General features: G+C 52.5%; 25 protein-coding genes. 13 read left to right on the forward strand and 12 right to left on the reverse strand.

Annotated elements, in window-relative coordinates; genetic code table 11:
* The first annotated feature begins 6 nt into the window (after positions 1-6).
* Both QWJ20_RS03000 and QWJ20_RS03005 read left to right on the forward strand, forming a co-directional pair.
* Positions 7-984 (forward strand): DUF1852 domain-containing protein, encoded by a 978-nt coding sequence (locus tag QWJ20_RS03000; protein ID WP_433991805.1) that lies wholly within the window; start codon positions 7-9, stop codon positions 982-984.
* Positions 985-1,014: 30 nt separating this feature from the next.
* Entirely contained in the window at positions 1,015-2,046 is a 1,032-nt protein-coding gene (locus QWJ20_RS03005; RefSeq protein ID WP_095699060.1) for a methionine synthase, read from the forward strand.
* Between the two features lie 115 nt (positions 2,047-2,161).
* On the opposite strand, the gene QWJ20_RS03010 is transcribed toward QWJ20_RS03005, so the two are convergent.
* From QWJ20_RS03010 to QWJ20_RS03025, 4 genes are all read right to left on the reverse strand, one after another.
* Positions 2,162-2,701, reverse strand: coding sequence for a DUF2058 domain-containing protein (locus QWJ20_RS03010; protein ID WP_095994197.1), 540 nt, complete (start codon positions 2,699-2,701; stop codon positions 2,162-2,164).
* A gap of 179 nt (positions 2,702-2,880) precedes the next feature.
* Positions 2,881-3,363, reverse strand: a complete 483-nt coding sequence (locus QWJ20_RS03015; protein ID WP_433991806.1) for a cold-shock protein — start codon at positions 3,361-3,363, stop codon at positions 2,881-2,883.
* Positions 3,364-3,524: 161 nt separating this feature from the next.
* The gene (locus QWJ20_RS03020; RefSeq protein ID WP_433991807.1) at positions 3,525-4,961 is read right to left on the reverse strand and encodes a glycoside hydrolase family 1 protein; all 1,437 of its coding nucleotides are present in this window, start codon (positions 4,959-4,961) and stop codon (positions 3,525-3,527) included.
* A 195-nt stretch (positions 4,962-5,156) separates the two neighbouring features.
* The gene (locus QWJ20_RS03025; RefSeq protein ID WP_277514017.1) at positions 5,157-5,612 is read right to left on the reverse strand and encodes a helix-turn-helix domain-containing protein; all 456 of its coding nucleotides are present in this window, start codon (positions 5,610-5,612) and stop codon (positions 5,157-5,159) included.
* Between the two features lie 66 nt (positions 5,613-5,678).
* Between QWJ20_RS03025 and QWJ20_RS03030 the strand changes: the two genes are divergently transcribed.
* Complete coding sequence (locus tag QWJ20_RS03030) at positions 5,679-6,914, forward strand: MFS transporter (RefSeq protein ID WP_433991808.1); 1,236 nt, start codon at positions 5,679-5,681, stop codon at positions 6,912-6,914.
* Between the two features lie 49 nt (positions 6,915-6,963).
* Here the strand turns inward: QWJ20_RS03030 and QWJ20_RS03035 are convergent, their stop codons facing one another.
* Together QWJ20_RS03035 and QWJ20_RS03040 are read right to left on the reverse strand one after the other, a co-directional pair.
* On the reverse strand, positions 6,964-7,599 hold the full coding sequence (locus tag QWJ20_RS03035; protein ID WP_433991809.1) for an NAD(P)-dependent oxidoreductase: 636 nt from the start codon (positions 7,597-7,599) through the stop codon (positions 6,964-6,966).
* Between the two features lie 56 nt (positions 7,600-7,655).
* A complete protein-coding gene (locus tag QWJ20_RS03040; RefSeq protein WP_433991810.1) occupies positions 7,656-8,081 on the reverse strand; it encodes a DoxX family protein in 426 nt (141 codons plus the stop codon).
* 38 nt (positions 8,082-8,119) lie between these two features.
* Between QWJ20_RS03040 and QWJ20_RS03045 the strand changes: the two genes are divergently transcribed.
* Positions 8,120-8,563 carry a winged helix-turn-helix transcriptional regulator gene (locus tag QWJ20_RS03045; RefSeq protein WP_433991811.1) on the forward strand — a complete coding sequence of 148 codons (444 nt, stop codon included), beginning with the start codon at positions 8,120-8,122 and terminating at the stop codon, positions 8,561-8,563.
* Between the two features lie 15 nt (positions 8,564-8,578).
* Here QWJ20_RS03045 and QWJ20_RS03050 read toward each other — a convergent pair whose 3' ends face one another.
* On the reverse strand, positions 8,579-8,917 hold the full coding sequence (locus QWJ20_RS03050) for an ArsR/SmtB family transcription factor (protein WP_095994191.1): 339 nt from the start codon (positions 8,915-8,917) through the stop codon (positions 8,579-8,581).
* A 52-nt stretch (positions 8,918-8,969) separates the two neighbouring features.
* Here QWJ20_RS03050 and QWJ20_RS03055 point away from each other — a divergent pair, with 52 nt between their 5' ends.
* Entirely contained in the window at positions 8,970-9,974 is a 1,005-nt protein-coding gene (locus tag QWJ20_RS03055) for a threonine ammonia-lyase (RefSeq protein WP_433991812.1), read from the forward strand.
* Positions 9,975-10,011: 37 nt separating this feature from the next.
* On the opposite strand, the gene QWJ20_RS03060 is transcribed toward QWJ20_RS03055, so the two are convergent.
* The gene (locus QWJ20_RS03060; protein WP_433991813.1) at positions 10,012-10,314 is read right to left on the reverse strand and encodes a helix-turn-helix domain-containing protein; all 303 of its coding nucleotides are present in this window, start codon (positions 10,312-10,314) and stop codon (positions 10,012-10,014) included.
* A gap of 232 nt (positions 10,315-10,546) precedes the next feature.
* On the opposite strand from QWJ20_RS03060, the gene yghU reads away from it, so the two are divergent.
* The gene (gene yghU / locus QWJ20_RS03065) at positions 10,547-11,386 is read left to right on the forward strand and encodes a glutathione-dependent disulfide-bond oxidoreductase (protein WP_433991814.1); all 840 of its coding nucleotides are present in this window, start codon (positions 10,547-10,549) and stop codon (positions 11,384-11,386) included.
* A 115-nt stretch (positions 11,387-11,501) separates the two neighbouring features.
* Here yghU and QWJ20_RS03070 read toward each other — a convergent pair whose 3' ends face one another.
* Positions 11,502-12,470: a chemotaxis protein gene (locus tag QWJ20_RS03070; protein ID WP_095699050.1), complete on the reverse strand. Its 969-nt coding sequence runs from the start codon at positions 12,468-12,470 to the stop codon at positions 11,502-11,504.
* A 542-nt stretch (positions 12,471-13,012) separates the two neighbouring features.
* On the opposite strand from QWJ20_RS03070, the gene QWJ20_RS03075 reads away from it, so the two are divergent.
* From QWJ20_RS03075 to QWJ20_RS03095, 5 genes are read left to right on the forward strand one after another with little or no spacing between them, the layout of a single operon-like run.
* Complete coding sequence (locus QWJ20_RS03075; RefSeq protein ID WP_127157679.1) at positions 13,013-13,675, forward strand: DUF3313 domain-containing protein; 663 nt, start codon at positions 13,013-13,015, stop codon at positions 13,673-13,675.
* A gap of 34 nt (positions 13,676-13,709) precedes the next feature.
* Entirely contained in the window at positions 13,710-14,345 is a 636-nt protein-coding gene (locus QWJ20_RS03080; RefSeq protein ID WP_433992375.1) for a paraquat-inducible protein A, read from the forward strand.
* The gene (locus tag QWJ20_RS03085) at positions 14,335-14,958 is read left to right on the forward strand and encodes a paraquat-inducible protein A (RefSeq protein ID WP_277513998.1); all 624 of its coding nucleotides are present in this window, start codon (positions 14,335-14,337) and stop codon (positions 14,956-14,958) included. The genes QWJ20_RS03080 and QWJ20_RS03085 overlap by 11 nt, the downstream gene beginning before the upstream one ends.
* Positions 14,955-16,598, forward strand: a complete 1,644-nt coding sequence (locus QWJ20_RS03090; RefSeq protein ID WP_433991815.1) for an intermembrane transport protein PqiB — start codon at positions 14,955-14,957, stop codon at positions 16,596-16,598. Before QWJ20_RS03085 ends, QWJ20_RS03090 begins: the two co-directional genes overlap by 4 nt.
* Positions 16,595-17,239, forward strand: coding sequence for a PqiC family protein (locus QWJ20_RS03095; protein WP_433991816.1), 645 nt, complete (start codon positions 16,595-16,597; stop codon positions 17,237-17,239). The genes QWJ20_RS03090 and QWJ20_RS03095 overlap by 4 nt, the downstream gene beginning before the upstream one ends.
* Here QWJ20_RS03095 and QWJ20_RS03100 read toward each other — a convergent pair.
* Complete coding sequence (locus QWJ20_RS03100; RefSeq protein WP_095699044.1) at positions 17,217-17,831, reverse strand: TetR/AcrR family transcriptional regulator; 615 nt, start codon at positions 17,829-17,831, stop codon at positions 17,217-17,219. The genes QWJ20_RS03095 and QWJ20_RS03100 overlap by 23 nt on opposite strands.
* Positions 17,832-18,325: 494 nt before the next feature.
* Between QWJ20_RS03100 and QWJ20_RS03105 the strand changes: the two genes are divergently transcribed.
* A complete protein-coding gene (locus QWJ20_RS03105) occupies positions 18,326-19,063 on the forward strand; it encodes a LuxR family transcriptional regulator (RefSeq protein ID WP_249681175.1) in 738 nt (245 codons plus the stop codon).
* A gap of 12 nt (positions 19,064-19,075) precedes the next feature.
* Here the strand turns inward: QWJ20_RS03105 and QWJ20_RS03110 are convergent, their stop codons facing one another.
* Together QWJ20_RS03110 and QWJ20_RS03115 are read right to left on the reverse strand one after the other, a co-directional pair.
* A complete protein-coding gene (locus QWJ20_RS03110) occupies positions 19,076-20,893 on the reverse strand; it encodes an ABC transporter ATP-binding protein (RefSeq protein WP_433992376.1) in 1,818 nt (605 codons plus the stop codon).
* Positions 20,893-22,731 (reverse strand): ABC transporter ATP-binding protein, encoded by a 1,839-nt coding sequence (locus QWJ20_RS03115; protein WP_433991817.1) that lies wholly within the window; start codon positions 22,729-22,731, stop codon positions 20,893-20,895. The genes QWJ20_RS03110 and QWJ20_RS03115 overlap by 1 nt, the downstream gene beginning before the upstream one ends.
* Positions 22,732-22,962: 231 nt before the next feature.
* Here QWJ20_RS03115 and QWJ20_RS03120 point away from each other — a divergent pair, with 231 nt between their 5' ends.
* The gene (locus QWJ20_RS03120; protein WP_109412048.1) at positions 22,963-23,931 is read left to right on the forward strand and encodes a helix-turn-helix transcriptional regulator; all 969 of its coding nucleotides are present in this window, start codon (positions 22,963-22,965) and stop codon (positions 23,929-23,931) included.
* Positions 23,932-24,101 lie beyond the last annotated feature (170 nt).

Below are 24,101 nucleotides of genomic sequence, written 5' to 3' on the forward strand. Positions count from 1 at the left end.
ATCGCGATGAATAAGAATTTTACCTTTACGATTAAGAACTCGTGTTTCGATGAAAATTATAACCCCTCCGAAAACACGCGTATCACGACCAACTTTGCGAACCTGGCGAGAGGAAAAAACCGCCAGGAGAACTTACGCAACGCCTTAACGATGATTGACAATCGTTTCAATTCTCTGGCGAGTTGGGATAACCCCAAAGGAGATCGTTATTCTGTCGAGCTTGATATCATTTCCGTTGAGGTTGATATAGAAGGCAATGGCGACAGCTTCCCAGTTATTGAAATATTGAAAACCAATATTGTTGATAAAAAAACTAACGAGCGCATTGAAGGCATAGTAGGAAATAATTTCTCCTCCTACGTGCGAGATTATGATTTTAGCGTATTGCTGTCAGATCATAATAAGAATCACCCCGGATTTAGCACCCCCGATAGCTTTGGCGTCTTGCATGGCAATCTATTTAAATGCTTCGTAAATTCAGATTGTTACAAAGAGAGTTTTAGTAAATCGCCGGTTATATGTCTGAGTGTTTCAAGTAAAAACACCTATCATCGGACTGGAAATCAGCATCCTGTGTTAGGCGTCGAATACCAGCAAGATGAATATTCATTGACCGATCAATACTTCCATAAAATGGGATTGCAGGCTCGCTATTTTATGCCGCCAAATAGTGTCGCGCCTTTAGCTTTCTATTTTTCTGGTGACTTACTGAGTGATTACACGAATCTTGAGCTGATCAGTACCATCGCCACGATGGAGACTTTTCAAAAGATTTATCGACCTGAGATTTACAATGCGAACTCTGCAGCAGGCCAATGCTATCAGCCAAGCCTGAATCATCAGGATCATTCATTCACTCAAATTGTTTACGATAGAGAAGAACGTAGCCTGTTGGCTATCGAGCAGGGAAAGTTTACTGAGAAAAACTTCATCAAACCATACCAAGCTATTCTTGAGCAATGGTCTGCTAATTACGTTCTTTGATTAACCAAACACACAAGGTCATCGATTATTATGAAAATATTGTTACCCACCTCCACTGCTGGCAGCTTACCGAAACCTTCTTGGCTGGCGCAGCCTGAGACCCTTTGGTCCCCTTGGAAATTGCAAGGCGAGGAACTGATTGAGGGCAAACAAGATGCACTACGTTTGAGCTTGGCAGATCAACTACAGGCAGGGATTGATATTGTCAGCGACGGCGAGCAAACGCGCCAACATTTTGTCACGACGTTTATTGAGCACCTCAGCGGTGTTGATTTCGAGAAACGTGAGATCGTTAAAATTCGTAATCGCTATGACGCGAGCGTACCGACAGTCATTGGTGCGGTGGTTCGCCAGAAGCCCGTTTTTGTTGAAGACGCCAAATTTTTACGTCAGCAAACCACGAAACCCATTAAATGGGCCCTGCCTGGTCCCATGACGATGATCGATACGCTCTATGATAGCCACTATAAAAGTCGCGAAAAACTCGCCTGGGAATTCGCCAAAATTCTTAATCAAGAAGCCAAAGAATTAGAGGCTGCGGGTGTCGACATTATCCAATTTGATGAGCCCGCCTTTAATGTCTTTTTTGATGAGGTGAATGATTGGGGTATTGCCGCTTTAGAACGAGCCGTTGAAGGGCTTAAATGTGAAACTGCAGTGCATATTTGCTATGGCTATGGCATCAAAGCCAATACCGATTGGAAAAAGACGCTGGGATCCGAGTGGCGGCAATATGAAGAAATTTTCCCTAAGCTGCAAAAATCGGCTATCGATATCATTTCACTGGAATGTCAGAACTCTCGTGTTCCAATGGATCTGATTGAACTCATTCGCGGTAAAAAAGTGATGGTAGGTGCCATTGACGTGGCAACCAATACCATTGAGACACCAGAAGAAGTCGCCGATACGTTACGAAAAGCCCTTCAGTTTGTGGATGCCGATAAGCTCTATCCGTCCACCAACTGTGGCATGACTCCCTTATCTCGTCGCGTCGCAAGAGGCAAGCTCAATGCGTTAAGTGCGGGCGCGGAAATCGTCCGCAGAGAGCTCTTGGGTAAATAACGTAGCCAAGTAGTCAATCACTTGAAACGAGCTCAGTCCGAGTTGAGCGATACGTAAGCCTTAATGAAAAGCCCGTAAGGGCTTTTCATCTATATACGCATCAGCAAAACGTTAATTACCACATCAAATCATCAGGCACTTTAAAATCAGCATACGGATCGTCTTCGTCTTGCTCCTCCTGACTCAGCGCACTATTTAATACAATACTACTCGCATCTCGCTGTGCAATTTTATCGGCTACGATTGCGGGGATAATCGCATATTCACTCTCGCCGTTGCCATCAACCACCAAACGAGCAATAGCAAGACGACCACTAATTAGCTGAGCCTGCGTCAGCTTATCCACAGTTATTTTTTTAATTAAATTATTATCTGTGAAGTTAAAACCAATATCACCTTTTGAAATATTGATTCTATTCATTTCAATAAGCTGCTTCACCTGAGCTTTATACTCTTTAGATAAAGCAGCTTGTTTTTGTTGTTCGCTTAACTGTTTATCACGCTCAAGCTGTGCTTTTTTATTTTCTTCCACAGCCTCTCTTGCTTCACGAGCCTGAACGCGTGATTTTTTCGCCGTTCTTTGGACTTTGGCCATTTTTTTGCTGGTCACTAATCCCGCTTTTAGCATCTGCTCTTGTAAGGTGAGCTTTGTCATCTTCGTTCCTAAACCCGTTGAATAATGTGTGGGATTATACCTGTAATTTTTGAGGCTGCACTAGGTTGCAGGGGCAGATCGCTGTGTGGAGTGAGTTTGGAGGAATCTGGCAGAAACAATGCCGAAATTCTGCTTATGAGTGGCGCAGAGATTTCGGCACAGGGTCAGTCCGAATGATTTCAGACCTTGAGCATTTTCACCGTGGCATCCACGTCGATCTCATCTTCCGAGAAGATTAACGTCGTTCCCTGGAAGGTGGTGATTGCCAGTTTTTTCAGGGAGCGCATGTCACCAGGTTGAGTGGCTGACTTCGGCCTGATGCTACCCATCAGTGCGCCCACAGACAGCACCGTATTTTCTTTATCAATGCGGATATCAGCAGGCATTTCTTCACTGTAAACCAGATAAGATTTGATCGACGTGAGCTTAATGCGCTCGCCCGCAATATAGATGTATTTGCTTTCCGGTACCACTTTCACAGCATAAGCTGACAGCCCCTTGTTATTCGTGGTGGGCTCGAAAGTGACTGCCGCATCTTTCTTAATCAGATCAGGGTTGGCGACCTTAATCACATGAAAATAACGGTTATCGCCGTTTTCATCTTTGATAAATCCAAAGCCTTTATCTTTAAACCAGGTTGTGATCGTTCCGTTCATCGCCATTGTCGCCTACTTAATCGTTTATCTGCTCAGTTTTTGCAGCGCGCAGTGTAAAGCACAATGCCTGCGCAGACTACGTCTTTGGGTTAAGTCTGGACGATAAATTTCTGGTCTGCGAAAAAACATTCCCGATGCCGATTCCCTCCGCATCGGGAAGAGCTCACTTAACTGATATCACTACCATTAGTAGCAATCACTTTCTTATACCAATGGAACGATTTCTTCTTATAGCGGTTGCCGCTGCCGGAAATCGTGTCATCCAGTTCGACGTAGATAAAACCGTAGCGTTTGCTCATCTCGCCGGTAGACATGCTGACCAGATCGATGCAGCCCCACGGGGTATATCCCATCAGTTCGACGCCGTCGGTAATCGCGTCTGCCATTGCTTCGATGTGCTGACGCAGATAGTTGATGCGATAGTCATCAGCGATGTAGCGATCTTCATTCGGCTTATCCACCGCACCCAGACCGTTCTCGACGATAAACAGCGGTTTTTCGTAGCGGTCATACAGTTGGTTGAGCGCGATGCGTAGCCCCACCGGATCAATTTCCCAGCCCCACTCGCTGGCTTCCAGAAACGGATTACGCGCCCCGCCCAGCAGGTTGCCGTGGGCTGCCGACGCATCCGGGTCAGTTTTATAGGTGGTGGAAGACATGTAATAACTGAAGCCGATATAGTCGACGGTGTGCTGTTTAATCAGCTCCAGATCTCCCGGCTGAATATCCAGCGTGACGCCCAACGACTGCCACAGGCTTTTCGCATAGTAGGGATATTTCCCGCCCGCCTGAACGTCCGCACAGTAAAAGTTAAATGACTGAGTCTCTTTCAGTGCCGCCAACTGATTGATGGGGTTACAGTCATAGGCGTAATTCGTGGCAAACAAGATCATGCAGCCGATCTGGATCTGCGGATTGGTCTCATGCGCAATTTTCACCGCCAGACTGCTGGCAACAAACTGGTTATGCCACGCCTGAAATTTAGCCTGTGGCTCCAGCGCGCCAGTTTGCACCGTCAGCCCTTGGCTCATGATCGGGAAGTGGGCAGCGCCGTTGATCTCGTTAAAGGTCATCCAGTACTTCACTTTATGGCCGAAGCGCTCCAGCACCGTACGAGCAAAACGCTCGAAGTGGCCGATTAACTCACGGTTTTTCCAGCCGCCAAAAACAGTGGCAAGATGCAGCGGCATCTCATAGTGAGAGATCGTAATCACGGGTTCGATGCCGTGAGCTATGCAAGTATCGATCACCTGCTCGTAGTGACTCAGCCCCGCTTCGTTGGGCTCCAGCTCAACGCCATTCGGGTAGATGCGCGTCCAGGCAATGGAGAAGCGATAGCATTTGAAGCCCATCTCGGCAAACAGCGCAATATCTTCACGGAAGCGATGGTAGTGATCGATGCCTTTATGGTTAGGATAAGTGTAGCGCTGTTCATCCAGCGTGAAGTCAAACGCGTCGGAAGCCACGATGTTTAAACGCGCTTTGCCGCCGGGAATGGCGTCAACAATCGACAACCCTTTGCCGTCGATATTGTAGGCCCCTTCGACCTGATTCGCGGCGGTAGCCCCGCCCCACATAAAGCCGTGCGGAAATCTTTCGCTCATGGCACTTATCCTTTATCGATGATGATTATTTAATGTCGTGGGTCTGCCTGACGTTGACTTGATTCAGCGCGGCCCGAATGGCAGAAATTCTAGAGGAAAAGCGAGGGCATGAACAGAAATAAGAAACCGGTTGCATATCCGGTGTATGCGGGTCTACCAACATAGGGACATTCACCACGGCCAGCGGATTACACGTTATTTTTTCGTCTTCTGAGGTACTTTTCGAGTGGCTGAATGGTTGGTTTTCTCACGGATCTGACCTCTTCGGTGCGTGGTCTCAACGAGCTTCCTGAACGTCGGACACTCCATATGCGATGGCGCAGAACAGTCGGCAACGTGCCGCAGCGTGTCGCGCAATATCTTCAACTCATGGATTTGCCTATCGATTTCGTCAGCCTTCTTATGCAGCGCAGTGCGGGGCAAGTCCGGCATCCCATCCTTGTTAAACATGCCAGCGATTTCTTGCAGTGAGAACCCCGCCGATTTCCCCATCGTAATCAACCTGAGTTGCAGCAGCACGTCGGCAGGAAACTGCCGCCGAAGCCCATGTCGGGACACCGAAGCAATCAGCCCAATTTCCTCGTAATAACGCAGCGCCGAAGGCTTGATTCCACTCTTCTCCGCGATTTCGCCTATATCCAGAAACTTCATACTTGACCTCAAGCCGACTTTAATTTGTAGCATGCTCTGGAACCCACATTCTGACAAGGATAAAAAATGACAATTAACCAACCGGGCGAACCAGAGCAGGCTAAATCTGGGGTCACCATTACACTGGCACTCGCAATACTGTCGGCCTCGCTGGGAACAAGTATTGCCAATATTGCCCTTCCGACGCTGACAGCGGTATTTTCTGCGCCCTTCGCGCAGGTGCAGGCCGTTGTTATCGCCTATCTTGCGGCCATGGCGCTTTCGGTTGTGATCGCGGGTCGCCTTGGCGATCACTATGGACTGAAGCCCGTTTTCATTGCAGGTCTTGGGCTTTTCGCCCTCGCTTCGCTGCTGTGCGCCATTGCCCCCCAGCTATGGCAACTTATCGCGGCAAGAGCACTTCAGGGGATCGGTGCGGCGTTCCTGATGACATTAGGCATGGCACTGCTGAGGCAGACGACTGGGGAGAAGCATGTCGGGCGAGCGATGGGGATACTGGGAACGGTGTCCGCACTGGGTACCGCGCTTGGCCCTTCTGTCGGCGGCTTCCTGCTTGCGATAGCAGGATGGCGTAGCCTGTTCTGGATACAGATCCCGCTGGTCACGATCGTTTTGTTCATGGCTTTTACCCTACTGCCGGCCACGCTAGTGAAGGAAAAAACCGCGCTATCAGGAGGATCGCCGTTGCGGAACACCACACTGTGGCCGAATCTCACGATTAATGCGGCCGTCACCGCCATTATTATGACGACGTTAATCGTCGGCCCCTACTACCTTGGCCTGGGTCTTGGACTGAAGGAAACACTGGTGGGACTGGTGATGGCGATTGGCCCTGCCGTTGCGACCTTTAGCGGGATTCCGTCAGGTCGACTAGTCGATATCTGGGGGTTTAAACGGGCTCTTACCGCCGGTCTCTCTCTTGTAGTAACTGGCACCTTCATGCTGGCGATCTTGCCCAATCTACTCGGCGTCACGGGTTATATTCTTGCCATTGTTGTCCTGACGCCCGGCTATCAGCTCTTTCAGGCGGCAAACAACACCGCCACTCTTGCCGAGGTTCCGGGGAACCAGCGCGGTACGGTCTCCGGTCTACTTAACCTGTCGCGCAATATTGGGTTGATCGCCGGTGCTTCAATCATGGGACAGGTCTTCGCTCTGGGAGTCGGCACGGAAGATTTTACCCATGCCGCCCCCGCTTCCCTCGCGAATGGCATGCAGCTGACCTTCTTTCTGGCTGGCGGTATGGCGCTTGTTGCCATCGCATTCGCTTACCTGCCACGGTGGAAGCGAGTTACCCAATAATCTGTGGGTATTCTTTCAGGTTACAGGCACACACTACTCTAGACGCATTTCATTTCGTGCTAATTCCCGGTGCCCTGTTGATGAATTGAGCATCCAGTAATTGATCGAACATAAACGTGGCTAATGCCTCACGGGATAACGTCATGGTGTGTTTGGTCTTGCCATAAAGCCCCACATTAAGGTGGCCCGAGGCGGGATGGTTATTAAGAAAGGCGACGCGAACCAATGTCCACTCTAATTCCGAGGCGCGGATTGTTTTTGCGAGAGCAATAATGTCCTGATAAGCGCTCGCCATCATTATTTTGATCAACCATGCAGGAAACCGAATTTTCCAATCCGACCCATCGTCTGGGTCAGCGGCCGTTCCGGTCGATATCGCAATCAGGCGGGTGACATTTTCCTGTTTCATCACCGTAATAATGGATTGCATCGCTCGGGTAATCGGTAACGCGTTGGGGTGCTTCAACGCGGTGGGGCCAAGCGCGGACAACACAGCATCTGCGCCCTGAATCGCAGTTTTCAGCGCGTCTTTGTCGGTCAATTCGCCGCGAATAACACGGACGTTTGGCTCGTCAAATAAAGAGCCTGTGCGCGCAAACACCGTCAGTTCTATTCCACGCTTAAGGCCTTCGGAAATCAAATAACGTCCTGTTTTCCCCGTCGCACCAAACAATGTCACTTTCATGTTGCTCCCTTATATCTTGATAAAATGCGAAAGGCCAAAAAGAGCGAAACTTCAGATCAGTACACACTCCCCTTCCCGCTACTCGTCAGATGGTGTTCTGTGCCGATATCGCCATAAGGCGATGGGGTGTCACGCGCTGCATTTTGGGTAGCAAAGGACGCCATCAACAATACGAGCCCTAGCCCTGCCGGTAAGGCACCGCCAGGCTTACGTACGCCAATGTGCGCAATAGCCGAAAGAAGCAGATGAAAGAACATGCCCGCATAGGCCAGATCGCTGAGCGGCACGCTAATGCGGGAAAGGATGGTAGCGACAGCGAGGAGCTTCACTGCGGTGAGGATCGGCACAAGATAACCGGGGTAACCAAAGTCAATGATCGTCTGGCGGACCCACTCCCTTTTGGTGAGGTATATCGTCGCTGAGGCGATATACAGCAGTGATAACAGTGCGGTACTGATCCAGTAAATATAGTGTGCTTGCATGACATTTCCTCAAGGGTGTTTTCCAACGTTGGTGCAGAATGTCTGCTAACATGAATTACCGCAAGCAGGATGAAATAGTGATGGTTAGTATGGAAAACAAGACTAATGGCGATCCTGAAATCAACATGCACGAGGAAATGCGCCGGGCATTTGGGCTGCTGGCAGGCAAGTGGAAGCTAGAAATTATGTGGCTGCTCAATCAACGGATTTATCGCTTCGGAGAGCTCCGAAAAGCGATACCCGGCATTACGCAACACATGCTGACGGCCCAACTGCGCGAGCTGGAAACAGACGGTCTGGTATCCCGCACCGTTTTCGCGGAAGTCCCTCCACGCGTCGAGTATGAAATTACGGATAAGGCTCGCGGACTTGGGCCGACCATGCAGGCGTTAACCGCATGGTGGATGGAATACGGCCAAACTGTGCCCGTCAAACCTGCTGCGCGGGGACGCACAGCCAGGCCAAAATCGCAGGAAAAGTAATACCTTGAGCGCCCCTTACTGCTGGCGAGAGGCAGTCTTGGCCAGTTCAGATAATACGGCGGTCGCCTCATCTAAACGCTCAGGGACGAGCTTGTAGAACACCCAGTTTTTGATGCGTTTCGATGTGACAATCCCGGCTTTCGAGAGATATTGAAGATGACCGGTGACGGTTGGCTGGCTCAAGCCAATTTTCTCAGTGATAAAACCGACACAGACCCCATCGTTAACCAGATCCCCGTCCTGCTGTTCCGGGAAGTGTGCACGGGGATCGGCCAGCCATTCCAGAATGATGAGCCGTTGCTCATTGCCGAGCGCTCGCAGCAAATCGGCCGTTGTCGTCACATGCTTGTTCATATAGCTAAATGCCTATATAGTCATTTCCATATACAGTTGATAGGGCAATACTATGACAAGCAAACACCAAAGGGCAACCGACTCTGTAACGTTGAAGGATATTTACGCCGCCTCTCAGCAGATCAAGGGAACAATAAGCAGGACACCGCTGGATCATTCGCCACCGCTATCCGCCCTTGTTGGGGCGGAAATCCGACTCAAAATGGAAAACCTCCAGCAGACCGGTAGCTTTAAGCTGCGTGGTGCGGCAAACGTGCTTGCCAATCTGGATGCAGAACAGCGCCGCGCTGGCGTTATTGCCCCCACGGCAGGAAATCATGGATTAGGGCTCGCCTATGCCGGGCAGGTTGCGGGCATCCCCGTAACCATCTTTTTGCCACGCGCGGCAGACCCCATGAAGGTCGCAGCCATGAAAGGCTGTGGCGCGCATATTACGTTCTTTGATGACATCGAAGAAGCGAGGCAGGCGGCTATCGCAGCGGCGCAGCAGTCAGGTGCCACCTTCGTTTCTGCCTACGACAACCCGCATATGATTGCAGGCGGTGGCACTGTCGGCCTTGAAATCATGGAAGACTGGATGGATGCAGAGATTATTCTGGTGAACATCGGCGGTGGCGGACTCATCTCAGGGATCGCAACAGCGGCCAAAGCCATCAACCCCGCTATCGAAGTGTGGGGCATACAAAGTGAAGCGAGCCCGACATTCGCCCGCTGGAAAGAAGCAGGTGAAGCTATTCCCGTCGATCTAGCCCCCTCCATCGCCGAGGGCGTGAGTGGTTATATAGAACCCAGCGCGATGACTTGGCCGCTGGTTCGCGATCGTGTCGATCGCGTGCTAACTGTCTCAGAAGACGAAATTAAAGCAGCGATGCTGTCAATGCTCGATCTGCATCGCCATGTTGTCGAGCCCTCAGGGGTGCCCGCTGTCGCAGGCGCCATTCGCTACGCGAAGGAGATTGGCGGACGCAAAACCGTCTGCGTCGTCACCGGCAGGAATATTTCGAGTTCACGCTATCTCACGTTGCTTAATGATGCGGTAGCCAGTGTAAACCGGTAGAACAAGCGCCTCTTTGCTAGGTAACCTACGGGAGGCGTTACAGCGTGAATTCGTAATGGGAGCCGTCCGGCAGTTCAATATCAAGACGTAGTTTACTGCCGGTCGCCTCGACATAGCGTTTAAGTGTGGAAAGTTTCAGATCGCGACCGGGTTTCTCCATTCCCGCTATGGTCGGCTGTTTTAATCCAAGCACCTGCGCCATTTCCACTTGCGTTTTTTGCACCCTCTCACGCAGTTCGGCGAGGTGAATATTGAGTAACATGTCTGCCGCTATAGCGTGAGCCTCGGCAGCAACATCTGATTTTTCATCCGCAAGAAGCTGTTCCAGCGTTCTGCCCATAGCATTACCCCTTCTTCTCTGATTTTTTCAGATACTTTGTGAATTCCCGATCGGCAAGCAGGATCATATAAGATTTAGCTAAAATAGCTCAAATACTATATAGGTTAAAAGCTATAACTCCTCGTTATATCAATATGCAGTAGAGATAGAACAGAACGGTATCAGCGAGCCGCGTGAGTTTGTTATGGTATTGACTTAACTCGCTCTCTTTTCATGCATAAGGAGTTTTTGAATGGCTACCTCCCCAACGTATGTGCCGCCAAAAGTCTGGCAGCCCGCTTCTTCCGGCGGTGCTTTTGCCAATATTAACCGCCCAATAGCTGGCCCAACGCACGAGAAAGCGCTGCCCGTTGGCAAACATCCGCTTCAGCTTTACTCGCTGGCGACGCCAAATGGCGTGAAAGTGACAATCATGCTGGAAGAGTTGTTGGCGCTGGGCCATTCAGGTGCAGAGTACGATGCCTGGCTGATTAAGATAGGCGATGGAGATCAGTTCTCCAGCGGGTTTGTCGACGTCAATCCGAACTCAAAGATTCCCGCCTTGCTTGACCAAAGCGGCGAGAAACCGATTCGCGTGTTCGAGTCCGGCTCCATTCTGGTGTATCTGGCCGAGAAATTTGGTGCGCTGCTGCCGAACGACCTCGCCACGCGCACGGAAACCCTGAACTGGCTCTTCTGGCAGATGGGTTCCGCCCCTTACGTTGGCGGCGGATTCGGCCATTTCTACGCTTACGCGCCGGAAAAATTTGAATACCCGATCAACCGTTTCACGATGGAAACCAAGCGTCAATTGGATGTGCTCAACCGCCAACTGGCAGAGAACCGCTATCTGGCCGGCGACAGCTATACGATTGCCGATATTGCGGTTTGGCCGTGGTACGGTGGACTGGTACAAAACGCGCTTTACTCTGCCGGAGAGTTCCTGTCCATACACGAATATGAGCATGTGATTCGTTGGGCTGACGAGATTGCCGCCCGTCCGGCGGTGATCCGTGGCCGCAAGGTCAACCGCACCTGGGGTGAAGAGTCTGAGCAGGTCGCCGAACGCCATCAGGCATCCGATCTGGATTAATCTTCTGCCGCCAGATCAATACTGGCCGTATTCAACGACTAAAAAAATCGGCCTCTGCCCTCTCCCGTCAAGGAGGAGGCAAAGGCCGAATAGGGTAATACGCGCGCTTGACTAATTAGCGGCGTTTCACTTTATTCAGTACCGTCTGAATCGCCGTCGACAGTTCATTGATCTCGAATTTCGCGACGTAAGCATCTGCGCCAACATTGCGTACGTGATCTTCGTTCGCGCTACCAGACAGTGAAGAGTGAATCACCACCGGGATATTCTTCAGGTATTCTTCACGCTTGATATTTCTTGTCAGCGTAAAGCCGTCCATTTCCGGCATTTCCAAATCGGTCAGGACCATTGAGATCTTATCCGAGATAGGTCGGCCTTCCGACTGTGCTTCTAGCGCAATTTGTCGAATCTTGTTCCAGGCATCCTGTCCGGTGATGTGCATACTAAACGGAATGCCCATCTGGGTTAACCCCTGCTCAAGCAGCGAACGAGCAACTTTGGAATCCTCCGCCACAATCGCAATCGCACCTGGCGTATAAGGGTAAATTTTCTCTTCTGCGTTCTTGAGCTTGGTTTCGCGATCGCCAGGAATGATATCAAACAGAATCTGTTCAACATCCAGCACCAGCGCCAGACGGTTGCTGTCTTTGTCGTTATCAAGACGCGCGATACTGGTGATATAGGAGCTGCTCACGCCCGCTTCAGCAGCCAGAACCTGGCTCCATTCCAGACGAACGATATCGTCGACTGACTCCACGGCGAATGCCTGCGTACTACGTGCATACTCCGTGATAAGGAGGATGTTCAGGCCAGTTTCTGATGAACTGCCGACCACGGCAGGAAGATCGATAACGGGAATGATTTGTCCACGAATGTTGACCATACCCAGCATCGGCGATTTCATGCCAGCCGCTTTGGTCAGCGTAGGCATCGGCACGATTTCACGCAGTTTAAACACGTTGATGCCAAACAGCTCAGATTTGCCACCTTCAGGTGATTTGCCCAGCTGGAATAATAAGAGTTCAAATTTATTAGCAGAGGTGAGGTTTGTTCTCTCATCAATTTCTTTTTGAAAATTATCCATGCTTTCCTCAGTGCGAGTCATTGTCATTATAGGTATACCGTAACCAGGCAACATTCGAGATGTGAGCAAACAGGAACCAACATCCGACCGCTCCACTGTACGTGATAGTCGTGTTCTTCAATCTTATCCAGCGTCAAACGTAAATATTTGTTAAGTGTGTCAACCTTATCATCCAACGATGCTAATCATCGGACCAGTAGACGGATATCAGCCCTCTTCAGTATAACAGTCGGCTAGCATCCTTAAGGTGCAGATAACATTCCCTGAATCATTAATATCGGCAGAATTTGCCAACACCTTATCCCAAATCGTGACAGAAATGTTGCCTGAGAAGAAAACCTCACACCTCTCTTGACACCGCAGTCAGAAAAAACTAAAAGAATACCGTACGGTTCAGTTTTATAAAAAGTACGCATGCCGACATTAACGCATAGCAACAGTGAAGGAGCTCTGGCACCTAAGCAGCTGGCGTGACTGGACGTCGTGTGGCTAAGGCTGCGTGTTATCACGCTATTTCGCGGTTCTCTTTACAGGATTCTCATATGTTCACATTCTCCCGGGTTGCACGTCCTACCGTATTGGCTCTGGCTGTCGTACTCGCGGGCTGCGCGAGTAATCCCCCCGTGCGCTACAGCGGCATCGCATCGTCTTCGCAATTGGCGCAAAACGCAGGTGAGCACGCGGATCGCATTCCTTACCGCTACACCACGCCCGTCGACTGGACGCAATACACTCACATCATCATCGACCCAGTCAGCATTTATCAGGGCAGCGATAACCAGTTCAAAGACATGTCACAGCAGGACAAGCAGTCGCTGGCCGCCTATATGCAGGATACGTTCAGTAAAACTCTGCGATCTCGTTTCAACGAAGTGACCTCTCCTGCCCCCGGCACATTGCGGCTGAAACTGACGCTGACGGGTGCCGATACCACGACGCCCGTTGCCGGTACGTTTACCAAATTCGATCTGGCTGGCGGGCCATACAACATCGTGCAGTCCATCCGTGGCAAAGAAGGTCTGCTCAACGGTTCAGTGAACTATGCCGTTGAAATTTATGATGCGACGACCAACAAACTGCTCAATGCCTATGTCGCGAAGCAGTATCCGAACGCCATGAACGTCAGCGCCAGCGTGGGCGCACTGAGTGCCGCGGAGGTCGGTATCGATAAAGCGGCTGAAGAACTGGCTGACATGCTGAAGTAAGCGAAAAACGACTATCACGGTGCGGAACAGCATGATGACAATCTATCCCCACTTAATTATCTGTCCGCACTGCGACAGCGTGCATCATTACCGGGCGTTAAACCCCGGTGAGGCGGCACGCTGCACACGCTGTCAGGCCACACTTTATCGTTCAGGCTGGATGAATATCGGGCATCGGCTGGCGCTGATACAAACGGCAGCTATCCTGTTTTTTATCGCCAATATCTATCCGGTACTGAGCGTCAGTTTCCATGCGCTACAGAATACGGCCACGCTGTGGCAAGCGGCGCTCGCGCTGGCTAACGGGGCAACCTTGCCGCTGGCGATAGGCTGTTTTTTTCTCCTGATTATTGCCCCGTTTCTACAAATCATGCTGACCGGCTGGGTACTGATGTTCGCCAACCGAGGCCGCTGCGCCCCCGGTTTTATCTCCGTGATGAAGATACTGCTGTGGCTTCGTCCCTGGAGCATGTTGGAGATTGCGACGCTGGGTTTTCTAATCGCCGCCATCAAGCTTTCCGGCTTTATGCAGGTCATGCCGGGAGCAGGCTGCTGGGCGATGGCGGCGCTGATGTTGCTGCTCGTCGTCGTCAACAGTCTGGATCTTCGCCCGCTATGGTCGCTGGTGCCCACGGACAGTCACCGCAGCGTGATCAGCCATGAAAAGTAATCCGCCCGTCCAGCCGTTACCGTTGGTCGCCTGTCCGGTATGCGGGCTCGTCTGCCAGCATGATGCCGACACGCACGACGCGGCGCGATGCCCACGCTGCCAATCACGGCTGACGTCTTCCCACAAAGACAGCACCACGTTCTCTTCCGCGTTACTGGTCGCCGCCTTGATTTTTTATATTCCCGCTAACGTGTTACCCGTGATGTACACCCGCTTTTTCGGGCTGGGGAGCGAAAGCACCATCTTAAGCGGCGTGATGGATTTCTGGCGCAGCGGCGATTACGGCATCGCCCTGCTGATCTTTACTGCCAGCATTGTCATCCCCTGTATGAAATTTCTGATTCTCGGCCTGCTGCTCGTCATGTCTCGCAAAAAAAGCAGTAAAGCGATGGCCGAACGCGCGGCACTGTATCGGCTAACGGAATGGGTGGGTTACTGGTCCATGCTGGATGTCGTCGTCATTGCCGCCGTCTCTGCACTCGTCAGATTTCCGCCGCTGAGTGAAGCGGAACCCCGCAGCGGCATTCTTTTTTTTGGGCTGGTGGTGATACTGACCATGCTATCTGCCATGAGCTATGACCCGCGTCTTATCTGGAAAGGTGACAAGAAATGACCCACGAACAACCCGGCGAGCCGGTGATTATCCGCCAACGTTGGCGAATCTCATTAATCTGGCTGGTACCGGCGCTCGCCATGCTAACGGGGCTCGCCATGCTGATTCACACCTGGTCGGATACCGGGCCGGAAATCGTGATTGCCTTTCAGAGTGCAAGCGGTCTTGAGGCGGGCCGCACCGTCGTCAAATATAAAGACGTCGTGGTCGGCAGTGTAAAAGACATCTCGCTGAGTCAGGACAGTCAACAGGTTCTTGTCACGGTACAGCTCAATAAAAATGCGGAAAATCTGGCGCATACCGATAGTCGTTTTTGGGTGGTTCGCCCACGCGTCGCCATCAACGGCGTGACGGGCATCGATACCCTGCTTTCCGGCGCTTATATCGGGGCCGATAAAGGCGAATCGACTCAGGGCGAAACTCACTTTATCGGTTTAGAATCGCCGCCCGCGGTGATTAACGGCATGCCGGGCAGCCGTTTTGTCATTCAAGCGGACGATCTCGGATCGCTGGATAGCGGTTCGCCAGTTTACTACCGCCGCATCCCCGTTGGCCGCGTCGCGTCTTACCAGTTGAATCGCGATGGTCGGAGCGTCCAGCTTCAGGTTTTTATCGATGCGCCCTATGACCGCTTTGTTACACCCAATACCCGCTTCTGGAATGCCAGCGGTGTGGATCTCTCGGTAGACGCCAACGGTTTTCGTCTCAGAACACAAACCCTCGCGGCCGTTATGGCGGGCGGCATCGCGTTTTCCACGCCCGATCTGGACAACACAATTGCCCGACCGGAACCGCTGACCACCTACAAGCTGGCGAGCGATCGGGAATCGGCCCTGTCACCACCGGATGGCCCGCCTACTCCCTTCAAACTCCGCTTTGACCGTTCGCTGCACGGTCTGGAGGTCGGTGCCCCCGTTGAATTCTCCAGTGTCAAAATCGGCTACGTGACCGCCATTGAGCTGGATTACAGTAAAACGGGCTATCGCTTTCCAACCGTCGTCAGCATTGACGTGTTTCCTAACCGGCTCGGCAACGTGCTGGATAAGTTACCTAAACAGGCGATGTCGCTCGAGCAGCAAACGGCTGAGTTTACGCGCGATCTGGTTGAACACGGTCTGCGTGCTCAGGTGGCACCGAGCAATTTGCTGACCGGACAGCTTTATATCTCACTTGATTTTGTGCCCGATGCGGCAAAGACACCGTTTGATCTCAACGCCCGCCCGTTAGTGCTGCCCACCGTCGATGGGGGATTCGATCGGTTACAAACGCAGATGGCGAGCATCATCGGCAAGATCGACAATCTGCCGCTGGATGCGATCGGCCGCAACATGAACATCACGCTGGTAGAAGCCAATAAAGCGCTGCGACAGGTTAACGGACAGACATTGCCGGAGGCCAATCGGCTGATGAAACAAATGCAGCAGGCCACACGCCGCGCACAGGATGTTCTGGAAGAGGATTCGCCGCTGCAACTGGGCATCACGCAGTCACTACAGGAAATTCAGCGCACCTTGCGCGCCCTGCGCAGTCTGGCTGAGCAGATTGACCGTCATCCGGAATCGCTGCTGCAAGGGCGACCAAGTGATTCGTCGGCGACATTTAACCACGCCCCCCTTTCCCGAGAAGGATCTTCAAGATGAAACGAGTGGCATTATTTTTATCGCTTACCGTTATGGCGTTGCTGGGCGCCTGCTCGTCGCCTCCGGTGCGTTACCACACGCTGCTGGCGCCCGCCTCGCCCGTTGCAACCCTATCCTTTATGGCAAACACAACGCACGCGGCACCCTTTTTTATCGATGTGCTGCCCGTTGGTGTCCCGGCACAGCTTGATACATCGCAGCTCGTTATTCGACAGGGTGATAGCAGTGCTGTCGTGCTGGATAACGACCGTTGGCTCAGCCCGTTGAGCGAGGAAATTCGTACCGCGCTTTCCGCCGATCTGACGCAGCGTCTCAATACGCAGGATGTTTCAGGCTTGGTACGTTCGGCAGACACGCCAGTGGTCAGAATTCAGCTTCAGGTTCGGCGATTTGATAGCTGGCCCGGCCAATCGGTGACGTTTGACGCCGACTGGAGCCTAAGCGCCGTTGGAAAAGAAGATGAACGCGCACGGTTGATCTGTCGCAGCCAGTTTACCGAGCCGTCGGCGAACAGTGATACCGCTATGCTGCACGCTCAGCAGCAGGTCATCACGCGGCTGGCAGAGCAGATCGCCACAACGGCGACTCGCTGGATGCCGGATCGCCAAGGCACTTGCCCTACGCCGCCGCTCCGGCCATAAACATACTGACCGCATCCCCGACGATCTCGCGGATGCGTTCGAGGCTTATTGGCTGTAAATGACGGTAGAATATGCGGTCATCGATTTCTGCCGTCAGCAGCGCCAAAAACTGCAACGCCCGCAAACGTGGGTTTCCGGGTTTCAATTCCTGCCGTGCTATCGCTGCCGCCATCAGTTCGGACAGCTTATCGACGTTTTCTTTCGGGCCAGAATCATAAAACAGCGAACCAATATCGGAATGCCCGGCTTCCGCCACCACCATCCGATAAATTGCCATCGCGCTACTATCGTTGGTCAACACGTAGAGAATGCGTTCACCGAAGCGCGTCAGCTGCACGTCCAGCGTTTCGGCTGCCAGCGTGTCCGTCATCAACTCCGCCGTTGCTTCGGACAGATGCATGGTTGCATGTTCACGAACGACAGCCGTAAACAGTTCTTCTTTCGTTGAAAAATAGCCATACAGCGTCGCCTTGGAACCACCGACCCGCTTCGCCAGCTCATTCATGGTGGCGCGTTCATAGCCCATTTCCTGAAAAAGCTGCGCCGCAGTTTTAACGATGGCCTCACGACGAGCCTTAGTGCGGACTTTCATCACCACTCCTGCCAGCCGATGCTGACGAGCAAAATAGGATTCGATATAGCAATATTATCAAAACATTAGCCTCGCCGCCGCCTCTTTACACAAAGCAGCATTACAGCCTGTAACAATGGGAGAAAGATGAGAAAAGCACGATGATGAACAGCAAAGGACGATGGGGGTTGATAAGCGAAAACGGATTATTTACTATCCAGCTCCGAATGACGGGATCCATGTTTTTAGGGTGCGTGGTTTGACACCACACACCCTAAATTCAGTAGACAGAACAGGAACAAAATTATGGGTAATTCCCTGGGTTGGCAAATCAATTTGTAACAATTTTTTTAAAATTTACTTTCTTGAATTTTTTTATAAATTGTCCTGTTCATGAAAAAATTATAAGTGATATCATGGGGTAACAGTAGTTAGACTTAGGTATAGGTCAGCACTATACTTTTAGGACGCCATCTATATCATGGGTACTTTCTTGCTTTTATTGAGGCCGTTACATGTCTGTATTTTGCTCTGACAATGAAATTATCAATAACACGATAAAAAGCTATCTCGGCCGAAAATTAAAGCAGTATGGCGACCTGAAATACGCCTACATGATCATGAACAAGAAGAACCCTTCTCAGGTTGTGATCATCTCAAATTACCCGCAGGAATGGGTTAATACCTATAAAGAAAATAACTATCAGCATATTGATCCGGTTATTTTGACGGCGATAAATAAAGTCTCTCCGTTCTCCTGGGAAGACAACATCGTTATTAACTCTAAGCTGAAGTTTTCCAAGATTTTTAATCTGTCAAAAGAGTACGATATTGTTAATGGCTACACCTTTGTCTTGCATGACAACAATAATCATCTGGCAGCGCTATCAATTATGTTTGAAGAACACGCGCCAACAGATATGGAAAGTATTGTTGAGGAAAATAAAGACAAACTGCAAATGCTGCTCATTGCCGTTCATGAGAAAATCACTACGCTTTACAAAGAGATGACGCAAAGTCCGCAGAGTAAAAAGCAAGGTGACAAAGAGATTTTCTCCCAGCGTGAAAACGAAATTCTGTACTGGGCCAGCATGGGAAAAACCTACCCGGAAATTGCGCTGATTCTGGATATCAAAATCAGCACTGTGAAATTCCACATTGGTAATGTGGTGAAAAAACTGGGCGTGCTGAATGCCAAACACGCCATCAGGCTGGGCGTAGAATTACAGCTCATCAAGCCGGAACCGTTATAACCAGCAGCAAATCTATCTCCCCTCTACATGCACTTTAAGGTGGGATAGGCGCTTACTCTTCTGCTGCGCGTTCCACAACGCGCGATAACGGCCTTCAGCATGCAGTAATTCATTATGTGTTCCCTGATGGGAAATACCCCCGTTCTCCACCACCAGAATTCGATGTGCGCCCACAATTGTCGATAGCCGATGCGCGATGACAATCACCGTCTTGTCCTGAACCAGCCGGTCAATTGCCCGCTGTACGGCGAGCTCGCTTTCGGTATCCAACGCCGCTGTTGGTTCGTCCAAAATCACAATCGGCGCGTCCTTCAATAAGGCTCGCGCAATCGAAATACGCTGCCGTTCACCGCCGGATAATCTGCCGCCGATATCGCCCAGCCGCGTTTGCCATCCCTGCGGCAGCCGCTGAATAAAGTCCAGACACTGTGCTGCCTCGGCAGCCCGCTCGATCTCTTCGTCACTGGCATCCGGATGTGCCATCCGAATGTTTGCCAGCACTGAATCATCAAACAGATAGACATCCTGAAACACCACTGAAATCAGCTTATTCAATTCACGCGTTGGAATGCAGCGGATATCCACGCCGCCGATACACACGCGCCCATGTTGCGGATCCGCATGACGCATGAGCAGTCGCGTTATCGTCGTTTTCCCCGAACCCGACGGCCCGACCAACGCCGTCATCCCCTTCTCCGGCAGCGCGATATCTACCCTATCGAGCACCGCCTCAGCCTCGTCTGCATAGCGAAAACTCACCTGCTCGAACGCAATCGCATACGTCGTCGGCATCTCAACAGGCTGGTGTACGGGAAGCGGTTCAATCGCCAGCAGATCGTCAATGCGATGCAGCGCCGTATCAATCAGTTCCAGCACGGCCGTATAGCTGACAAACGTCGCCAGCGGTTCAGAGAAACGTACTACAATCACCATCATCGCGGCGACGATGGCTATATCCCACGCGCCCACCACAACGCCGCTGATACCCAAAATCAGCACACCTTGCAGGCCCAACTCCACGACGCTAGTAACCACTGCGCCGGGTTTAGCACCGCTACGGTGAGCCGACGTTTGTATCTGCTGTAGATGCTGGAAACGCTGACGCAGCGCCGATGTACGTTCAGCCTGCTGACAGCTGGTTCTCAACACAGCGAGCCCCTGCACATATTCCACAATGTCGGCGCTGGTTTGCTGATTCGCCTCCGCCAGCGCCTGCATCGTGCGGGCAAATGCCGGCCGCCGCCAGCGATAAAGCAGCGCGATAGCAGGAAAGATCAGCAGCAGGCTCACGCCCAATCGCCACTCCACCATCAGCATGATGAGCGCTATCACGACGGGCGTCACGATAGCCAGCAGCAGCTGGTTTACTATCGCCAGCATATAGTTCAGGTTCTCATCCACGCTGCCCAGCAACAGCGCGTTGATATCCCCCGCCCGCGCGGACTGAAGCGTGGTTAACGGCATGCTCCGCAGCTGTTCCCCCAGACGCATACGCAGCTCATGGGTCGACGCCGCAAGCTGCCCGCGATATTCAAACCCTTGACCATACCAGCGCAGCACCAGCGTCAGCAGGCTCATAAATGTCATGAGCGCAAGCCACATCGCTATCTCGCGGGAAGCCGCTGCGCGGGTGAACGCCGACAGCAACGGAAACAGGCACGCCAATGCCAGTCCCTGCGTCATCGCCGCCGCCAGCAGGCTCAGGCAGCACCGACGGAACCGTCGAGACTGTGAACCCGTCACTCGCTCCAGTTGACGATACGTGTGCCACCACGCAGATAGCCGCGTCGTTATGGCGGAATAGCTTATGACGGTATGGTTTTTGTTTATCACGCGCGATCTCCTGACTGCCCGTTGCTCGACAATGTGCTGCACGGTGCGCTGCCTAGCGCCCAATTCCGCGCCTGCTCATAGTGTCGCCACAGTTCGCTATAGCGGCCTCGTGCCGCCAGCAGCGCGTCATGACGACCCGATTCGCTCAGCCGTCCACGGTCGAAGACCACGATCTGGTCAGCATCGCGGATCGTCGACAGACGGTGCGCCACCATGATGACCGTCTTACCCTGCATCAGGACGCCAAGCGCCGCCAGCAGCGCAGCCTCGTTTTCCGGATCGGCGAAGGCTGTCGGTTCGTCCAGCACCAGAATCGGTCGGTTATGCAACAGCGCCCGCGCAATGGCAATACGCTGCAGCTGTCCGCCAGAAAGGAACTGGCCGCGCTCACCAGCCAGCGTGTCGTAACCCTGCGGCAACGCCATGATAAAATCGTGCGCCTGCGCCGCCGTCGCGGCGGCAATCACCTCTTCCATGCTTTTTTCAGGCGAGCCGAGCCGGATGTTATTAGCGATAGTGTCCGCAAACAGGAATGATTCCTGAAAAACAAACGACACCTGCTGCATGAGCGTGGCGGTTTTCATCTGCTGGATATCAACGCCGCCAATCAAAATGCGCCCGGCCGTCACGTCCCAAAAACGGGGAATGAGCCGAGCCACGGTGGTTTTCCCTGCGCCAGACGCCCCCACCAGCGCCGTCACCGATCCTGCCGGCACCTGAAAACTGACGTCCTCCAGCACCCAGTCACTCGCGTGCTGGTCGTAACGGAAGCTCACCTGTTCAAAGCTCACGCTGGCATCGGCAGGCAAGGCATCACTTTCTGCTTCCGGCAGCGGTGATAGCGCCAGCACGTCCTGAATCCGGCTGATACTCAATCGGGTTTTCGCCACCATATGATTCAGCGCCATCATCGGCATGACGGCCTCCGCCATGCCATTACCGAGCAGCAGCACCGCGACCCACAGGCTGAAATCAAGCTCACCGGCGTGATAGAAACCGTAGGCCACCCAGCACAGCACCAGCAGCGTAGGAAGCGGGTTAAGCACGGCGAAGGAGAAACGCGCCGAGAACCCCGCCTGCTGATACCAGCGCGTAAGCACGTCCAGATAATTTTCCAGCGCCTGCTGGTAGCGCCCAAACGTTGACGCGCCGGTATCGAAGGTGCGCACCACCGGCATCGCCTGCACAAATTCGATCACGGCGGTGCTGACGTCTTCCCGCGCCTGGTTATAGCGCTGGTTCATTTCACCGGCATTGCGCATCGCCAGCATCAACACCACGACACCAATGACCAGCACCAGCAAGGCGGCCAGTGCCAAACGCCAGTCCAGCCAGAACAGTAACGCCCCCGTACATAGCGGTGCAACAAAGGCGCGGGCATAGAGCGGCGTGCTATCCGCCACAAACAGGTGGAGCGCTTTTACATCGTCCTGAACGATCTTCGCCAACGAACCAGTGCCCAGACGCTGCACCTCACCTAGCGGGATCCGCGCCAGCTGTTCCGCCAGCGCGCTGCGAATCTGATTTTCCAGTCGGAACGCGGCGTAGTGAGATTGATTAAAAGCCAGCAGACGCAGCAGATAGCTGACGCTCAGGCACAGTACGGCCCCGACCATCGTCAACAGCGGCCATGACGCGGGTTGCACGATCAGCAGTTGGATACTCCATGCTAGAAAAAGCAGAAATGCGATGCCAGCCAGAACCGACAGCCCCGACAGGCACATCGCCAGACGAATTTGCCCGCGTACGGGGTGCATTATGTGCCAGGCACGGTTCTGTGGCGTAGAAGGCGGCGCGGCAGCGGATGAACCGCCCTCAACAGCGGAATGTGGCATAGTTGTTCTCTTTTCTCCTTCCCGCACAGTCTCTTATCTGCAAGACAAGCAAATCAACTCGACGACGGCAATAAAGTCAGGAATAATAACTATTCTCAATTGCGTATCTACCCGATTCGAGCCGATTTCTACCCGAATCGGTACGGGTTTCTGTCATCAACTGCGGTGCGATGATCGTCCGATGACCAGATCGTCCGATAACCGCAACCCGTATCTTCAGGAGTCTGTCCATTGAATGCCTCCCCACTGAAAGCCGCCAGCGAGCCTGAAGTCACCATTTCGAATTTGATCGCTGAGCTGCACGTCATGCGGCCGGATACCGGTGCGGACTGTAGCCTGCTGCGCGCTACGCTTCAGGAAGGGCTGGATATTCTGGTGTGGCGCGGGAAGTTCCGGCAACCGACAACCATGCATTTGCACGACGACTGGGGACGCATCAATTTTTCTTGTTCGTTGCAGGGCGATTCGCAATTCTCGCTGAAAGGCGATCGGGGACGGGAACATGTGCTGAAGCAAGGGTCGGGCTGCATTAGCTACACTCCGGACTGTCAGGGTACGTCGTCCTATGCCGGACAGTTTGAAAGCGTCACGGTATCGCTGAGCCCTGAGTTACTGGCTAACTGGGTGCCGGATCTCACCGGTAACCTGCAACAGCAGTTGGATTCCGGCCGACTCTGCACCCACTGTGACTGCAATGCCGAGATGCGGGCGACCGCGCAGGTATTAAGCCACGCGTTGTCCAGTCTGACGCACCCACAGCAGGCCGGTGAAAAACGTCATGCCCCTCTGTGGCTGCTGGGGCAAAGTATGATTCTGGTTAGCCTCGCCGTCGCCGGACATGCCGACACGATTCCCCAACAGGACACGCTCAGCCTGGCCGATCGCCAAAAGCTGCTGCGGGCCAAAGATCTGCTGCTAGCAGATCTGTCACAGGCCCCTACTATCGCCATGCTCTCCAGAGAAACCGGATTAAGCGTACTCAAGCTGAAACGCGGATTCCGCCAGCTCTTCAATAACAGCATCTATGGGTTATTTCAGGCCGAACGTATGCACGAAGCGCGGCGTCGGCTGTTTGTCACAGGTGCGCCCGTCATGGTGGTTGCCACCGATCTGGGCTATGCCAACGCCAGCCACTTTAGTGCCGCCTTCCAAAAGCAGTTCGGCGTTACGCCTTCCGCTTTCAAGCGTCTGAACATTTAGTCGTTCGCCAACGCTACCGTTCATCCCGATACGGGTACAAATAGACTGGATTCGGGTAGCGCTACAACAGCGAATGATTATCATTTTCTCCATAATAAGCCGGAGAAACCGCCATGCCCGATTCCATTGCAACGCCACATTCTTTCCTTGATACACACGCCTATTTTATC

Origin of the sequence: Pectobacterium sp. S5, assembly GCF_051707265.1 — a bacterium.
GTDB lineage: Bacteria > Pseudomonadota > Gammaproteobacteria > Enterobacterales > Enterobacteriaceae > Pectobacterium > Pectobacterium polare.

Coding starts and splice junctions, on each gene's coding strand:
- QWJ20_RS03060 (WP_433991813.1), bottom strand. CDS start 10,314: ATGGGCAGAACGCTGGAACAGCTTCTTGCGGATGAAAAATCAGATGTT.
- QWJ20_RS03005 (WP_095699060.1), top strand. CDS start 1,015: ATGAAAATATTGTTACCCACCTCCACTGCTGGCAGCTTACCGAAACCT.
- QWJ20_RS03105 (WP_249681175.1), top strand. CDS start 18,326: ATGTCTGTATTTTGCTCTGACAATGAAATTATCAATAACACGATAAAA.
- QWJ20_RS03090 (WP_433991815.1), top strand. CDS start 14,955: ATGACCCACGAACAACCCGGCGAGCCGGTGATTATCCGCCAACGTTGG.
- QWJ20_RS03100 (WP_095699044.1), bottom strand. CDS start 17,831: ATGAAAGTCCGCACTAAGGCTCGTCGTGAGGCCATCGTTAAAACTGCG.
- QWJ20_RS03040 (WP_433991810.1), bottom strand. CDS start 8,081: ATGCAAGCACACTATATTTACTGGATCAGTACCGCACTGTTATCACTG.
- QWJ20_RS03010 (WP_095994197.1), bottom strand. CDS start 2,701: ATGACAAAGCTCACCTTACAAGAGCAGATGCTAAAAGCGGGATTAGTG.
- QWJ20_RS03055 (WP_433991812.1), top strand. CDS start 8,970: ATGACAAGCAAACACCAAAGGGCAACCGACTCTGTAACGTTGAAGGAT.
- QWJ20_RS03115 (WP_433991817.1), bottom strand. CDS start 22,731: ATGCCACATTCCGCTGTTGAGGGCGGTTCATCCGCTGCCGCGCCGCCT.
- yghU (WP_433991814.1), top strand. CDS start 10,547: ATGGCTACCTCCCCAACGTATGTGCCGCCAAAAGTCTGGCAGCCCGCT.
- QWJ20_RS03030 (WP_433991808.1), top strand. CDS start 5,679: ATGACAATTAACCAACCGGGCGAACCAGAGCAGGCTAAATCTGGGGTC.
- QWJ20_RS03015 (WP_433991806.1), bottom strand. CDS start 3,363: ATGGCGATGAACGGAACGATCACAACCTGGTTTAAAGATAAAGGCTTT.
- QWJ20_RS03045 (WP_433991811.1), top strand. CDS start 8,120: ATGTCTGCTAACATGAATTACCGCAAGCAGGATGAAATAGTGATGGTT.
- QWJ20_RS03025 (WP_277514017.1), bottom strand. CDS start 5,612: ATGAAGTTTCTGGATATAGGCGAAATCGCGGAGAAGAGTGGAATCAAG.
- QWJ20_RS03080 (WP_433992375.1), top strand. CDS start 13,710: ATGACAATCTATCCCCACTTAATTATCTGTCCGCACTGCGACAGCGTG.
- QWJ20_RS03050 (WP_095994191.1), bottom strand. CDS start 8,917: ATGAACAAGCATGTGACGACAACGGCCGATTTGCTGCGAGCGCTCGGC.
- QWJ20_RS03000 (WP_433991805.1), top strand. CDS start 7: ATGAATAAGAATTTTACCTTTACGATTAAGAACTCGTGTTTCGATGAA.
- QWJ20_RS03070 (WP_095699050.1), bottom strand. CDS start 12,470: ATGGATAATTTTCAAAAAGAAATTGATGAGAGAACAAACCTCACCTCT.
- QWJ20_RS03075 (WP_127157679.1), top strand. CDS start 13,013: ATGTTCACATTCTCCCGGGTTGCACGTCCTACCGTATTGGCTCTGGCT.
- QWJ20_RS03035 (WP_433991809.1), bottom strand. CDS start 7,599: ATGAAAGTGACATTGTTTGGTGCGACGGGGAAAACAGGACGTTATTTG.
- QWJ20_RS03020 (WP_433991807.1), bottom strand. CDS start 4,961: ATGAGCGAAAGATTTCCGCACGGCTTTATGTGGGGCGGGGCTACCGCC.
- QWJ20_RS03085 (WP_277513998.1), top strand. CDS start 14,335: ATGAAAAGTAATCCGCCCGTCCAGCCGTTACCGTTGGTCGCCTGTCCG.
- QWJ20_RS03095 (WP_433991816.1), top strand. CDS start 16,595: ATGAAACGAGTGGCATTATTTTTATCGCTTACCGTTATGGCGTTGCTG.